The sequence below is a fragment of the Pseudonocardia hierapolitana genome (assembly GCF_007994075.1).
Taxonomy (GTDB): Bacteria; Actinomycetota; Actinomycetes; order Mycobacteriales; family Pseudonocardiaceae; genus Pseudonocardia; species Pseudonocardia hierapolitana.
Window position 1 is genome coordinate 7,625,304 of sequence record NZ_VIWU01000001.1, and the last position, 13,397, is coordinate 7,638,700.

Here is a 13,397-nt window from a genome sequence, read left to right on the forward strand (position 1 = left end):
ATGGGATCGCCGACCGTCGCGCGGGTGGAGGTCGTGCCCGTCGCGGGGCACGACAGCATGCTGCTCAACCTGAGCGGCGCGCACGGCCCGTTCTTCACCCGCACGATCGCGATCGTCACCGACAGCGCGGGCCGCACCGGTGTCGGTGAGGTGCCCGGCGGCGAGGCGATCCGGCGGACGATCACGGATGCCGCGGAACTGCTCGTCGGGCGGCCCGTGGCCAAGGCCGGGTCGCTCCTGCGGTCGGTCGCCGAGGGTTTCGCCGAGCGGGACGCCGGCGGGCGCGGACTGCAGACGTTCGACCAGCGCACCACGATCCACGCCGTGACGGCCCTCGAGTCCGCCCTGCTCGACCTGTTGGGCCAGCACCTCGGCGTGCCGGTGGCCGAGCTGCTCGGCGAGGGGCAGCAGCGCACCGAGGTCCCGGTGCTCGGCTACCTGTTCTACGTCGGCGACCGGCGTGCCACCGACCTGCCGTACGTGGCGGAGGAGCACCCGGCCGACGACTGGGAGCGGCTGCGCCGGGAGCCCGCGCTCACGCCGAAGGACGTGGTGGCCCTCGCCGAGGCCGCGCACGCCCGCTACGGGTTCGCCGACTTCAAGCTCAAGGGCGGCGTGCTCGCCGGCGAGGAGGAGGTCGCCGCGGTGCGCGCGCTGGCGGCCCGGTTCCCGGACGCGCGCATCACCCTCGACCCGAACGGGGCGTGGCCACTGGCCGAGGCCGTCGAGCTGTGCCGCGACCTGCACGACGTGCTCGCCTACGCGGAGGACCCCGTCGGCGACGAGGGTGGCTTCTCGGGCCGGGAGATCATGGCCGAGTTCCGGCGGGCCACCGGCCTGCCCACCGCCACCAACATGATCGCGACGGACTGGCGGCAGCTCGCGCACGCCGTCCGCGCCGGCGCCGTCGACATCCCGCTCGCCGACCCGCACTTCTGGACCATGCGCGGGTCCGTCCGCGTCGCCCAGCTCTGCGCCGGATTCGGGCTGACCTGGGGCTCGCACTCCAACAACCACTTCGACGTGTCGCTCGCGATGTTCACCCACGTCGGCGCGGCCGCGCCCGGGCCGATCACGGCGCTCGACACGCACTGGATCTGGCAGGACGGGCAGGCGCTCACACGCGAGCCGTTGCAGATCCAGGACGGGAGGATCGCGGTGCCGACCGCGCCCGGGCTCGGCGTGGAGCTCGACCCCGACGCCCTCGCCGCCGCCCACGAGCGCTACCGCGAGCACGGGCTGGGCGCGCGAGACGACGCCGTGGCGATGCAGTACCTCGTGCCGGGCTGGGAGTTCGACCCCAAGCGCCCGTGCTTGGTCCGTTGAGTTGTCGTTCGCCGACCTGCAGAGGAGCAGTATGAGTGCCGTCCTGGACCGGATCGAATCGGTCACGCTGTCGTCGGTGACGTTGCCGCTCCCGACCGGCATCAGCGACGCGAAGGTGCTCACCGGCCGGCAGCGGCCGATGACCGAGGTCGCGTTCCTCTTCGCCGAGATCACCACCGAGGCCGGCTTCGAGGGCGTCGGGTTCGGCTACTCGAAGCGGGCCGGCGGACCGGCGCAGTTCGCCCACGCCCGCGAGGTCGCGCCCGACCTGATCGGGGAGGACCCCAGCGACATCGGCCGGCTGTGGACCAAGCTCGTCTGGGCGGGCGCCTCCGTGGGGCGCAGCGGCGCGGCCACCCAGGCCCTCGCCGCGATCGACGTGGCGCTGTGGGACCTCAAGGCCAAGCGCGCCGGCCTGCCGCTGGCCAAGCTGCTCGGGGCTCACCGCGACTCCGTGCGCTGCTACAACACCTCCGGCGGCTTCCTGCACGAGCCGATCGAACAGGTCCTCGACAACGCAACGAGCACCCTCGAGTCCGGCGTCGGCGGCATCAAGATCAAGGTCGGACAGCCCGACCGCGCCGAGGACCTGCGCCGCGTCCGCGCCGTCCGCGAGCACATCGGCGACGCGCCGCTCATGGTGGACGCCAACCAGCAGTGGGACCGGCCCACCGCGATGCGGGTCGGGCGCGCCCTGGAGGAGTTCGACCTCGTGTGGATCGAGGAGCCCCTCGACGCCTACGACGCCGAGGGGCACGCCGCGCTGGCCCGGTCGCTGGACACCGCGGTCGCGTCCGGCGAGATGCTCACGAGCGTCGCCGAGCACGCCGAGCTGATCCGCCACGGCGCCGTCGACATCCTGCAGCCCGACGCCCCGCGCATCGGCGGCATCACCCAGTTCCTCAAGCTCGCCGCCCTCGCCGAGCACCGGAACCTGCAGCTCGCGCCGCACTTCGCGATGGAGATCCACGTCCACCTCGCGGCCGCCTACCCGATCGAGCCGTGGGTGGAGCACTTCGACTGGCTCTACCCGCTCTTCCCCGAGCGCCTCGAGATCCGCGACGGCCGCATGCACCTGTCGGACCGTCCCGGCCTGGGTATCACCCTGAGCGAGCAGGCCCGGGCCTGGACGGTCGAGAGGATCACGGTCGACAAGCCCCGCTGACGCCGCCGGACTCGTGCCGGGACGCCGGACTCGCCGTGCCGGGACGTCGGACTCGCCGTGTCAGGACGTCGGACTCGCCGTGTCAGGACGTCGGACTCGCCGGTCCGGGTGAGTCGGGCGTCCCCGCACGGCGAGTCGTGCGTTCGAGCACGGCGAGTCGTGCATCTCGATCTGACGAAACGGTCCCATCGTCCTACGCTCCGCGGCATGGCGCGGTACTTCGACGTCCATCCGGTCGATCCCCAGCGGCGCGCGATCGGTCAGGTCGCCGACATCGTCCGGAGTGGCGGACTGATCGCATACCCGACCGACTCGTGCTTCGCGCTCGGCTGCCAGCTCGGCGACGCGGCGGGGGTGGACCGCATCCGCAAGATCCGCCGGCTCGACGACAAGCACCACTTCACGCTGGTCTGCAGCGACTTCGCCCAGCTCGGTCAGTTCGTGCACATTGACAACAGGGTGTTCCGGGCCGTCAAGTCCGCGACGCCGGGCAGCTACACGTTCATCCTCCCGGCCACCAAGGAGGTGCCGCGGCGGATGCTGCACCCCAAGAAGAAGACCGTGGGGGTGCGCATCCCGCAGCACGTCGTGACGCAGGCGCTGCTCGCCGAGCTGGGGGAGCCGCTGCTGTCGTCCACCCTGCTCCTGCCCGACGAGCCGGAGCCCCTCACCCAGGGCTGGGAGATCAAGGACCGGCTCGACGGCGTGCTGGACGCGGTGCTCGACTCCGGCGACTGCGGCACCGAGCCCACCACCGTCGTCGACTTCTCCGGACCGGAGCCCGAGATCATCCGCCGGGGTGCGGGCGATCCCACCCGGTTCGAGTAGGCGCGCCCTCAGCCGCCGGCCATCGCCCCCACCACCAGGAACGGTTCCCGGCCCGCCGCCACCTCGGCGGGAAGCGGGGCGTCCGGCTCGTCGTGGGACAGGTCCTCCTCGCAGGCGAAGAACCGCACGAACGCCCGGCGCCGCTGCGTGCCGTGGTCGCGGATGGTGCCGCGCAGCACCGGGTGGCGGGCCTCCAGGGCGTCGAGCACGGACCGCTGCGTGACCGGCGCAGGCACGTCGAGCCGCACCTCGCCGTCGACCTGCGCCAGCTTCCGCAGGTGCGCAGGCAGCTTCACCCTGACCGTCGCTGTCATGACAGGGTCTGGACCTGCACCGACAGCACCGCAGGCAGGTTCGACACGATCGGGGCCCACGTGTCGCCGGCGTCGGGCGAGGCGTAGACCTGGCCGCCGGTCGTCCCGAAGTAGACACCGCAGGTGTCCAGGGAGTCGATGGACATCGCGTCACGCAGCACGTTGACGTAGCAGTGCTCCTGCGGGAGGCCCGCGGTGAGCGGCTCCCACTCGTTGCCGCCGGTGCGGCTGCGGAACACCCGCAGACGGCCCTCGGGTGGGAAGTGGACGGAGTCGCTGGTGATCGGCACGACGTAGACGGTGTCCGGCTCGTGGGCGTGCACCTCGATCGGGAACCCGAAGTCGCTGGGCAGGCCTTCGCCGATGTCGTACCAGTTGGCGCCGCCGTTGTCGCTGCGCATCACGTCCCAGTGCTTCTGCATGAAGAGCGTGTCCGGGCGGTCCGGGTGCATCGCGAGGTTGTGCACGCAGTGGCCCACCTCGGCGTCGGCGTCGGGGATGCCCTCGGACCGCAGGCCGCGGTTCGCCGGCTCCCACGACACGCCGCCGTCCTCGGTGCGGAAGACCCCCGCCGCTGAGATCGCGACGTGCATCCGCGCCGGGTCCCGCGGGTCGACGATGATCGTGTGCAGGCACATCCCGCCCGCACCGGGCTGCCACCTGGGCCCTGAGCCGTGCTCGCGCAGGCCCGGCAACTCCTGCCACGAGGCGCCGCCGTCGGTGCTGCGGAAGAGCGCGGCGTCCTCGACACCGGCGAGCACGGTGTCCGGGTCGGTGGCCGACGGTTCGAGGTGCCACACCCGCGCGAACTCCCACGGGTGCGGGGTGCCGTCGTACCACTGGTGGGTGCCGGGAACGCCGGCGTAGGCGAACTCGTTGCCCACCGGCGCCCAGGTGACGCCGCCGTCGTCGGACCGCTGCACGATCTGCCCGAACCAGCCGCCCGACTGCGACGCGAAGAGCCGGTCGGGATCGGCCGGCGAGCCGGCCACGTGGTAGACCTCCCACCCCGCGAAGTGCGGCCCGTTCACCTCCCACTTGTCTCGCCTGCCGTCCGCGGTGAGCACGAACGCACCCTTGCGCGTGCCCACCAGCACCCGCACTCCGGTCATGGCGGTCCTCCTCGCACCTCGGTCGTCGGCCGGGGTTCACACGCCCGGCGCAGACTTGAGACCTCCCGCGGCAGCCGAACTCATCGGTCGGGAGCCCACTTACCACTCGACCGCGGCGAGTCGGCCGCTCGCCACCCGCCGGTAGGCGAGAGGCACCCGAATGGGCTACGGTGCGTGCCGTCCGGCGCAGGTCAGGACCCGTCCGGGCCGCCCGCCGCAGGAAGGCGCGCCCTGAGCGCACTCTCCGCGCAGGCGGTCGGTCGGAGCCCGCTGCGAGGTAGCGTGCCTCGCCGAGGGCAGCCGGTCACGGGCCCGAGCGTGATGCACGCATGTCACGCCGCTTCGACATGAGCCGGCACGAGGCATCGACCCGTTGGAGAGGACCGACTGGTGGACAGGGGTTACGAGGGAGACTCGGGCTACCTCGCGCACCTCGGATCCGCTGCGGGCACCGATCGCTGGGATGCCGGCGCCGGCGATCGTGGCGTGGATCGTGGCGGGATTCGTGGTGATGACGATGCCGCGGCGGGGATCGCCCGGCGGTTGCAGGCCCGGCTCGACCGGCACATCTGGTTGCTGGACCGGCTGCAGGCCGAGCAGCTCTACCCCGAGCCACCCGGCCTGCCGGAGCTGCACGACACCGCACAGCGGATGCGCCGCGACACCGAGAGCCTGCTGCTGCTCGCCGGCCACGAGCCCGGCGTGCGGTCGGACGGGCCACGCCCGCTCGGCGACCTCGTGTCCGACGCCGCGGCGCTCGCCGAGGAGCCGCGCCGCGTCCACGTCCGGCCCGCCCCCGCAGCGCTCGTCGCGCCGGCGGCCGCGGTGGAGTTCGTGCACGTGCTCGCCGAGCTCGTCGATCACATCACCGCGGTGTACCCGGGGGCCCGGATCGAGCTCGTGAGCCGGCTGGAGACCCCCGCAGGCCGCAGCACCGGCAACGGCGGGGTCATCGTCGACGCGCTCGTCGAGGGCGCGGCCCGGCACGACCCCGACGGGCTGGGCGGCCGCCGGGCCGCCGCCGCGGCCGAGCAGCTCGCCCGATGCTCGCGTCACGGGATCGTCCTGCGCAGGCCGGCCGGCGGCCCGCCGCCCACCGGATCCGGTCTCGTCGCCGGCGTGCACTGCCCGCCGGCGGCGGTCACCGTGGAGGAGCCGGTGCTCCCCGCGCCGGAAGTGCGGGTGGACCGCACCGGGTTGTCCTCGCTGCCGTCGTCGTTGTCGTCGCTGTCGTCGTACGAGTTCGGCTTCGAGGCGCGGCTCCCCACGAACGGCACGAACGGCACGAACGGCACCAGCAGCTACGGCACCAACGGCTCGGGATCGACGCCCTCGACCGCCGCGGCCGGGCCGACCAACGGCACCGTGCAGCCGTCGCCGTCGGTGTCGTTCGACGACGCGCCCGCCTATTCGCCCTCGTCCTCCTCACAGGTGGACGAGCTGTTCGGCCCGCTGCTCGACCTGCCCCTCGAGCCGATCGACGACCGGTACGCCACCCCGATCTTCGAGGCGATCGCGTCCGCGTGGTTCCGCGAGGACGAGTCCGGCGAAGGAACGGGCCGGTCCGGTGCGCTGGACTGGGAGACCCCCCAGGACGACGAGTGGCGCGAAGCCGCTGCCCGCGCGGCCCGCTCGGAGCCGGCGCCGCCCACCACGGCCAGCGGTCTGCCCCGCCGCCGCCCCGGCGGCCAGCTCGTGCCGCCGCCGCGCAGCACGGAGCAGAACGGCCAGAACGGCCAGAACGGCGCGAAGCCCACGGAACGTGCGCCCGACCGGGTCCGCGACCGCCTCAGCACCTACCAGCGCGGCCTCCGCGAGGGCCGGCACCGGGCCGAGGGTGCTCCGGAGCCCGAGGAGTGGTGATCGGCACCCCGTGACAAGGTGACGGGGTGGTCTACGACGTCGCCGCGGTTCGCGCCCATTTCCCGGCCCTGACGGCGGGATACGCCCACTTCGACGGCCCGGGCGGCTCCCAGGTCCCCACCGCGGTGGCGGATGCGGTGGCGCGGACGCTCGTGTCGCCGCTGGCCAACCGCGGCCGGGTCACCGCCGCCGAACGCAACGCCGACGACATCGTCGTGGCCGCGCGGCGCGCCGTGGCCGACCTGCTCGGCGCCGACCCGGGCGGCGTGGTCTTCGGGCGCAGCATGACCCAGATCACCTTCGACGTCGCCCGCACGCTCGCGGCCACCTGGGAGCCCGGCGACGAGGTCGTCGTCACCTCGCTCGACCACGACGCCAACGTCCGGCCGTGGGTGCTGGCCGCGGAGGCGGTGGGGGCGCGGGTGCGCTGGGCCGAGTTCGACCCGGCCACCGCCGAACTCTCCGCGGAGGCCGTGGCGGAGGTCCTCTCGCCGCGCACCCGGCTCGTCGCCGTCACGGCCGCGTCGAACCTGCTCGGCACCTGCCCACCGGTCCGCGCGATCACCGACCTCGCGCACGACGCGGGCGCGCTCACCTATGTCGACGGCGTGCACGTCACCGCGCACCTGCCCGTGCACGTCGACGCGCTGGGCGCAGACTTCTTCACCTGCTCGCCGTACAAGTTCCTCGGCCCGCACTGCGGGGTGCTCGCCGCGGCGCCCGCACTGCTCGACGGGCTGCACCCGCAGAAGCTGCTGCCCTCACCCGACGTGGTGCCGGAACGCTTCGAGCTCGGCACCCTGCCCTACGAGCTGCTGGCCGGCACCACCGCGGCGATCGACTTCCTCGCAGACCTCGGCACCGGCGAGATCCGGCGGGACCGGATCGTCACCGCGCTGGGGGCGATCGGGGCGCACGAGGACCGGCTGCGCGAGCGGATCGAGGAGGGCCTCGCCGAGCTGCCGGGCGTCACGGTGCTGTCGCGGGCGGCGCACCGCACGCCCACGCTGCTCGTCACGTTCGCCGATCGCGACCCGGCGTCCGCGTACGCCTTCCTCGCCGAGCGGGGCGTCCACGCGCCGGCAGGCGCGTTCTACGCCCTCGAGCCGTCCCGCCGCCTCGGCCTCGGCGACACCGGGGCACTGCGCATCGGCCTCGCCCCCTACGTCGACGACGGGGACGTCGACCGGTTGCTCGCGGGGCTCGCGGAGTTCCTCGCGTCCCGGGCTTCCTAGTTCTACGGATCTTCCTGCCCATGATCCGCGGTATCGGTTGTCCATGGTTGTGGAGACAGCCGTGGACAACCGCTAGTTCGGATCATGCCGCTCGCACGCCGTCGGCACGGGCCCGTCGAGGCGATCTGGGCGGGCGCGCCCACGAGGGGGCGCGCCCCGAGCGGCACCGGGCGCGTTCCGCTGGGACGCATCCGATCCGGCCGTGATCAGCGGTTCGGCGCGATGGCGGCCGGATCCGGCCGTTCTCGCACCGACCTGCCGATCACGGCGGCGATCCCGAGGACGCCGGGACCTTTCACGGCACGGACACGGTCTAGGCGACGAACGCGGGGTCGAGGCGCTCGCGCAGGCGGCGCAGGCCGTCGGAGGTGTAGCGCTTGACCGCGCCGGCGGACAGCTGCATCACCTCGGCGGCCTCGGCGACGCTGAGCTGCCACTGCATGCGGATGACGACCGCCTCGCGCTCGCGGGGTGAGAGCGAGGCGAGCGCGTCGCGCAGCACCGCGGCGTCGGCCACCTGGTTGGAGACGTCGACGGGTGCGCTCGGGGTGTCGTCGCCCCGGTCCGGGTCGTCGATGCTGACGTTCGCCCGGGCCGGGATGACCTCGCGCAGCTCGCGGTTGATCTCGTTGCAGACGGCCGTGAGCACGTACGCCTGCATGTTGGTGATCTCCGGCGGGTCGCCCTGCTGGCGGCGCAGGATCTTCTCGAAGGCCCGCTGGACGACGTCCTCGGCGCGGCCCGGGTCGCCGACCTTGCGCGTGGCGTAGCGGACCATCGCGGGCGAGCGCTCCCGGTAGGCGGCGGCGAGCCGCTCGGCGAACGCCGCGGAGTCGACGCGCGACACGCGACCGATGCGCGACCGCCCGGGCGGCAGCAGCCCGAGGACGGTGCCCTCGCCGCGCTCGGCCGCGGTCTGCAGCAGGCGCGCGAGAAGCGGGAATTCTTCGACAGGATCGACGTCCACGTTGCCCCCCGGACTCATAAGACTCACATCCTACGAGGCCTGGGAGGGCCCTGAACAACTCCGACCTACTGCGCGGCGCTCGCTACGGCCGGAGTTGTTCAGGGCCCTCCCAGCCGACGATCTGCGGTTCAGATTCCCCGGCGTCCGGCCGCCCTGGTGTGCTCGAAGATGAGGTTCGTCTCGGTGCCGGCGATGGCGGGGTCGCGGTTGAGGTGGTCGGCGACGAACGCGCGCAGCGCGTCGGTGCTGGGCGTGGCGACGTGCAGCAGGAAGTCGTTGGCGCCCGCGACGAAGTAGACGTCCAGCACCTCGGGCCGCCGCGACAGCGCCGCGACGTGTTCTGTGAGGCTGCCGCGGGCGTTCGGCTGGAGCCGGATGGCGATCATCGCCTCGAGGTCGTGGCCGAGGGCACGCGGGTCGATGTCGGCGTGGAACCCGCGGATCACGCCGTTCGCCCGCAGGGCGCGCACGCGGGCGAGGCAGGTGGACTGGGCGACGCCGACGCGACCGGCCAGCTCCTTGTTGGAGATGCGGGCGTCGTCGGCGAGGACCCGCAGGATCGCCAGGTCGGTGGCGTCGAGGCGAACGTCGTGCGACCGGATCGCCCTTTCGGGCCGCGAACCCGCAGGTGGCAGTGGCACTCGAGCAATCTACCGAATCTCCTGCGGAAGAAGTTGCCCTCGACCGTCAGCATCTTCATTCTCCGTCCATGAGGATCGGTGTTCCCCGCGAGGTCAAGAACCACGAGTACCGGGTGGCGCTCACGCCTGCGGGCGCGCAGGAGCTCACCCGCGCCGGGCACCACGTGCTCGTCGAGCGCGGCGCCGGGGTCGGCAGCTCGATCAGCGACGCCGACTTCGAGGCCGCAGGCGCACGCATCGTCGGCGGCGCGAACGGCAACGGGGCCGACGAGGTGTGGGCCAGCGCTGACCTGCTGCTCAAGGTGAAGGAGCCGATCGAGCAGGAGTACCACCGGCTGCGCCGCGGCCAGGTGCTGTTCACGTACCTGCACCTCGCGGCGTCCGAGGAGTGCACCCAGGCCCTGCTCGCGGCAGGCACCACCGCGATCGCGTACGAGACCGTGCGCCTGCCCGACGGCTCGTTGCCGCTGCTCGCCCCGATGAGCGAGGTCGCGGGCCGGCTCGCGCCACAGGCGGGCGCGAACGCCCTCATGCGAGCGGCCGGCGGGCGCGGCGTGCTGCTCGGAGGGGTGCCCGGCGTGCGGCCGGCGAACGTCGTGGTGATCGGCGCCGGTGTGGCCGGCCAGAACGCGGTGGCCATGGCCGTCGGACTCGGCGCCGACGTCACCGTGCTCGACCTCGACATCACCAAGCTGCGCCAGGTCGACGAGCGCTACGCCGGTCGGGTCCGCACCCTCGCCTCCAACAACCACGAGCTCGAGAAGGCCTGCCTGGACGCCGACCTCGTGATCGGCGCCGTCCTCGTGCCCGGCGCGCGCGCCCCGCGGCTGGTGAGCAACGACCTCGTCCGCCGGATGAAGCCCGGCTCCGTGCTCGTCGACATCGCGATCGACCAGGGCGGCTGCTTCGAGGACTCCCGACCCACCACGCACGCCGACCCGACCTACACGGTGCACGGCTCGGTGTTCTACTGCGTGGCCAACATGCCCGGCGCCGTGCCGCACACCTCGACGTACGCGCTGACCAACGCCACGCTGCCCTACGTGCTGCGACTGGCGAACCTGGGCTGGGCCGACGCGCTCGCGGCCGACCCCGCCCTCGCCGCCGGTCTCTCGACGCACCACGGCGCGCTGACCAACCTGCAGGTCGCCCACGACCTGGGCCTGCCCTACGCCGACCCGCACACCCTCGTCGCGGCCTGAGCCGCACCGACGCCGCGACTCGCGTACACCCCGGAGCGCGACTCGCGGTGGAGTGGGTCACGCCGCCCGGACGTGTGGCGGACGCCGCGCGCCGCGGGCCCGGCCGCCGCATAGGGTTCCGTCGTGAACGAGTGGTGGGTCCTCGCGCTCGCGGCGCTGCCCGTACTGGGGCTGCTCGCGGTCGTCGTGGTCCGGGGCCGCCGCCACGCCGCCGATCCCGATTTGCTGACGGCCGAGCCGGAGGACCGGCCCCTCGCCGCCGTCGTGGTCAACCCCACCAAGATCGAGGTGGACACGCGGCAGCGGATCGAGTCGGTCTGCACCGGCCTCGGGTGGGCCGAGCCGCTGTGGCTGGAGACCACCGTGGAGGACCCGGGCACCGGTCAGGCGCGGCTTGCGATCGACAAGGGTGCCGACGTCGTGCTCGCCTGTGGCGGGGACGGCACCGTCCGCTCGGTGGCCGAAGCGCTCGCCGGGACCGGGGTGGCGATGGGGCTGGTGCCGGCGGGCACCGGGAACCTGCTCGCCCGCACCGTCGGTACCCCGGACGGCGTCGCGGCCGCCACGCGCGTCGCCCTCACCGGCGACGACCGGATCATCGACGTCGGTCGCATCCGGATCGACGGTGCCGGCGAGGAGCGGGTGTTCCTCGTGATGGCCGGCACCGGTTTCGACGCGGCGATCATGGAGAGCACGCCGGAGGCACTGAAGGTCAAGGTCGGCCCGCTCGCCTACGTGGTCTCGGGGCTGCGCGCGATGCGGGGCAGGCGGGTCCGGGTGTCGCTCAGCCTCGACGACGGGCCGCCGCTGCGCCGTCGCACCCGCAGCGTGATCGTCGGGAACAGCGGCACCCTGCTCGGCGGGCTCGTCCTCATGCCGCGCGCCACGGTCGACGACGGCGTCCTCGACGTGGTGAGCATCGCGCCGGGCACGTTCGCCGGCTGGATCGCGGTGGCCCTGCGCGTGATCACGAGACGCCCGCGGGGCCACGAGCGCGTCGAGCACTGGCAGGCCCGCTCGATCGTGATCCGGACGGAGACCCCTCAACCGTGCCAGGTGGACGGCGATCCGGTGGGCAACGCGCAGGAGCTCTCGATCCGCGTCGATCCGGGCACGCTGGTGCTGCGCGTGCCGGACGTTCCGCCACCCGACGCGCCGGACGCGGGATAGGGGGCCAGCGGTGCGCACGGTCTACGTGATCGGCATCGGTGCGGGCGATCCCGAGCACCTCACGCTGCAGGCGGTCGCCGCGATGAACCGCACCGACGTGTTCTTCACGATCGACAAGGGCGAGGCGAAGGCCGAGCTGGCCGGGCTGCGCGCCACGCTGCTCGCCCGCCACGTCACGCGGCCGCACCGGGTGGTGACCGCGCGCGACCCGGAACGGGACCGCAGCGCGCCGAGCGGGCGCTACGCCGGCGCGGTCGCCGACTGGCAGGAGCGCAGAGCGGCGCTCTACGAGCGGATGCTCGTCGACGAGCTGGGCGAGGACGGGTGCGGCGCGTTCCTGGTGTGGGGCGACCCGGCGCTCTACGACGGGACGCTGCGGATCCTGGAGCGGATCCGCGACCGGGGCGCCGTCGCGTTCGAGGTGGTGTCCGTCCCGGGGATCAGCGCCGTGCAGGCGCTCGCCGCCGCGCACCGGATCCCGCTGAACCGGGTCGGGCGGCCGGTCGTCGTCACGACGGGGCGCAGGCTCGCCGACGACGGGCCGCCGCCGGGGGTGGACGACGTCGTCGTGATGCTGGACGCGGTGGACGCCTTCGCCGCGTTGCCCGGCGACTCCTGGGACATCTACTGGGGTGCCTACCTCGGTACCCCGGACGAGACGCTCGTGCACGGCCCGCTCCGGGACGTGACGGCGGAGATCGTGCGGCGGCGCGCCGAGCTGCGTTCCCGCAAGGGCTGGATCATGGACACCTACCTGCTGCGGCGGACCCGGTGAGACCGGCCAGCGTGCTGGTGCTCGGTGGCACCGCGGAGGCGCGCCGCCTCGCCGCCGTCCTGCACCGCGATCCCGCGTTCGCCGTGACGTCGTCGCTCGCCGGGCGGGTCGCGGTACCGCGGCTGCCCTGCGGCGACGTCCGCATCGGCGGTTTCGGCGGCGCGGACGGCCTCACCGCGTGGTTGCGGGGGAATCGCACGGACGCTGTCGTGGACGCGACCCACCCGTTCGCCGCCCGCATGACGGCCAACGCGCTGGCCGCCACCGCCGCCGCGGGGGTTCCGCTGGTCGTGCTGCGCCGACCCGGCTGGACCGAGGGACCGGGTGACCGCTGGCACCGCGTGCCGGACGCCGCCGCCGCGGCCGCGTTGGTGCCCCGGCTCGGCACGCGGGTGTTCCTCGCCACCGGCAGCGGCGACCTGGCCGCGTTCGCCGGGCTCGACGCGTGGTGCCTGCTGCGTGCGGTCGACCCGCCACCGCCGCCGCTCCCGGCCCGGCACCACCTCGTGCTCGCGCGCGGCCCGTTCACGGCCGACGCCGAGCGCGCGCTGCTGCGCGAGCACCGGATCGAGGTGCTCGTCGCACGGGACAGCGGTGGCGAGCTGACCGCGGCGAAGCTGGTGGCTGCGCGGGAGCTGGGCCTGCCGGTCGTGCTGATGGCCCGCCCGCCCGCGCCGGACGCGCCCGCCGTCGCGAGCGTGGAGGAGGCCGTCGCCTGGCTGGCCGCGGCCCTCGCGGGGCGGCCGTGATCGCACCGAGATCCGCGCGAACGTCCTCGGAAGGGCCGCACGCCGCATCT

At 73.8% G+C, this 13,397-nt stretch carries 13 protein-coding genes; 9 read left to right on the forward strand and 4 right to left on the reverse strand.

What is annotated here, in order from left to right; genetic code table 11:
• The 3 genes from FHX44_RS35930 (at position 1) to FHX44_RS35940 (ending at position 3,319) form a co-directional block, all read left to right on the forward strand.
• Entirely contained in the window at positions 1 to 1,326 is a 1,326-nt protein-coding gene (locus tag FHX44_RS35930; RefSeq protein WP_147259838.1) for an enolase C-terminal domain-like protein, read from the forward strand.
• A 31-nt stretch (positions 1,327 to 1,357) separates the two neighbouring features.
• Positions 1,358 to 2,491, forward strand: a complete 1,134-nt coding sequence (locus FHX44_RS35935; RefSeq protein ID WP_147259839.1) for an L-talarate/galactarate dehydratase — start codon at positions 1,358 to 1,360, stop codon at positions 2,489 to 2,491.
• Positions 2,492 to 2,698: 207 nt separating this feature from the next.
• Positions 2,699 to 3,319 carry an L-threonylcarbamoyladenylate synthase gene (locus tag FHX44_RS35940; protein ID WP_147259840.1) on the forward strand — a complete coding sequence of 207 codons (621 nt, stop codon included), beginning with the start codon at positions 2,699 to 2,701 and terminating at the stop codon, positions 3,317 to 3,319.
• 8 nt (positions 3,320 to 3,327) lie between these two features.
• On the opposite strand, the gene FHX44_RS35945 is transcribed toward FHX44_RS35940, so the two are convergent.
• Together FHX44_RS35945 and FHX44_RS35950 are read right to left on the reverse strand one after the other, a co-directional pair.
• Entirely contained in the window at positions 3,328 to 3,633 is a 306-nt protein-coding gene (locus FHX44_RS35945) for a MoaD/ThiS family protein (protein WP_147259841.1), read from the reverse strand.
• The gene (locus FHX44_RS35950; protein WP_147259842.1) at positions 3,630 to 4,745 is read right to left on the reverse strand and encodes a WD40/YVTN/BNR-like repeat-containing protein; all 1,116 of its coding nucleotides are present in this window, start codon (positions 4,743 to 4,745) and stop codon (positions 3,630 to 3,632) included. The genes FHX44_RS35945 and FHX44_RS35950 overlap by 4 nt, the downstream gene beginning before the upstream one ends.
• A gap of 390 nt (positions 4,746 to 5,135) precedes the next feature.
• Here FHX44_RS35950 and FHX44_RS35955 point away from each other — a divergent pair, with 390 nt between their 5' ends.
• The gene (locus FHX44_RS35955) at positions 5,136 to 6,608 is read left to right on the forward strand and encodes a hypothetical protein (protein ID WP_147259843.1); all 1,473 of its coding nucleotides are present in this window, start codon (positions 5,136 to 5,138) and stop codon (positions 6,606 to 6,608) included.
• A gap of 26 nt (positions 6,609 to 6,634) precedes the next feature.
• Positions 6,635 to 7,843 (forward strand): cysteine desulfurase-like protein, encoded by a 1,209-nt coding sequence (locus FHX44_RS35960; RefSeq protein WP_147259844.1) that lies wholly within the window; start codon positions 6,635 to 6,637, stop codon positions 7,841 to 7,843.
• A 313-nt stretch (positions 7,844 to 8,156) separates the two neighbouring features.
• Here FHX44_RS35960 and FHX44_RS35965 read toward each other — a convergent pair whose 3' ends face one another.
• Positions 8,157 to 8,810 (reverse strand): RNA polymerase sigma factor, encoded by a 654-nt coding sequence (locus FHX44_RS35965; RefSeq protein WP_170309179.1) that lies wholly within the window; start codon positions 8,808 to 8,810, stop codon positions 8,157 to 8,159.
• A 128-nt stretch (positions 8,811 to 8,938) separates the two neighbouring features.
• Positions 8,939 to 9,451 (reverse strand): Lrp/AsnC family transcriptional regulator, encoded by a 513-nt coding sequence (locus tag FHX44_RS35970; protein ID WP_147259846.1) that lies wholly within the window; start codon positions 9,449 to 9,451, stop codon positions 8,939 to 8,941.
• Positions 9,452 to 9,519: 68 nt separating this feature from the next.
• On the opposite strand from FHX44_RS35970, the gene ald reads away from it, so the two are divergent.
• From ald to FHX44_RS35990, 4 genes are all read left to right on the forward strand, one after another.
• Positions 9,520 to 10,653, forward strand: a complete 1,134-nt coding sequence (ald, locus tag FHX44_RS35975; RefSeq protein WP_147259847.1) for an alanine dehydrogenase — start codon at positions 9,520 to 9,522, stop codon at positions 10,651 to 10,653.
• A gap of 123 nt (positions 10,654 to 10,776) precedes the next feature.
• On the forward strand, positions 10,777 to 11,823 hold the full coding sequence (locus FHX44_RS35980) for a diacylglycerol/lipid kinase family protein (protein WP_212612803.1): 1,047 nt from the start codon (positions 10,777 to 10,779) through the stop codon (positions 11,821 to 11,823).
• Positions 11,824 to 11,833: 10 nt separating this feature from the next.
• Positions 11,834 to 12,598 (forward strand): precorrin-6A synthase (deacetylating), encoded by a 765-nt coding sequence (gene cobF / locus FHX44_RS35985; protein WP_147259848.1) that lies wholly within the window; start codon positions 11,834 to 11,836, stop codon positions 12,596 to 12,598.
• Positions 12,595 to 13,347, forward strand: a complete 753-nt coding sequence (locus FHX44_RS35990; protein WP_147259849.1) for a cobalt-precorrin-6A reductase — start codon at positions 12,595 to 12,597, stop codon at positions 13,345 to 13,347. Before cobF ends, FHX44_RS35990 begins: the two co-directional genes overlap by 4 nt.
• The last annotated feature ends 50 nt before the right edge of the window (positions 13,348 to 13,397 follow it).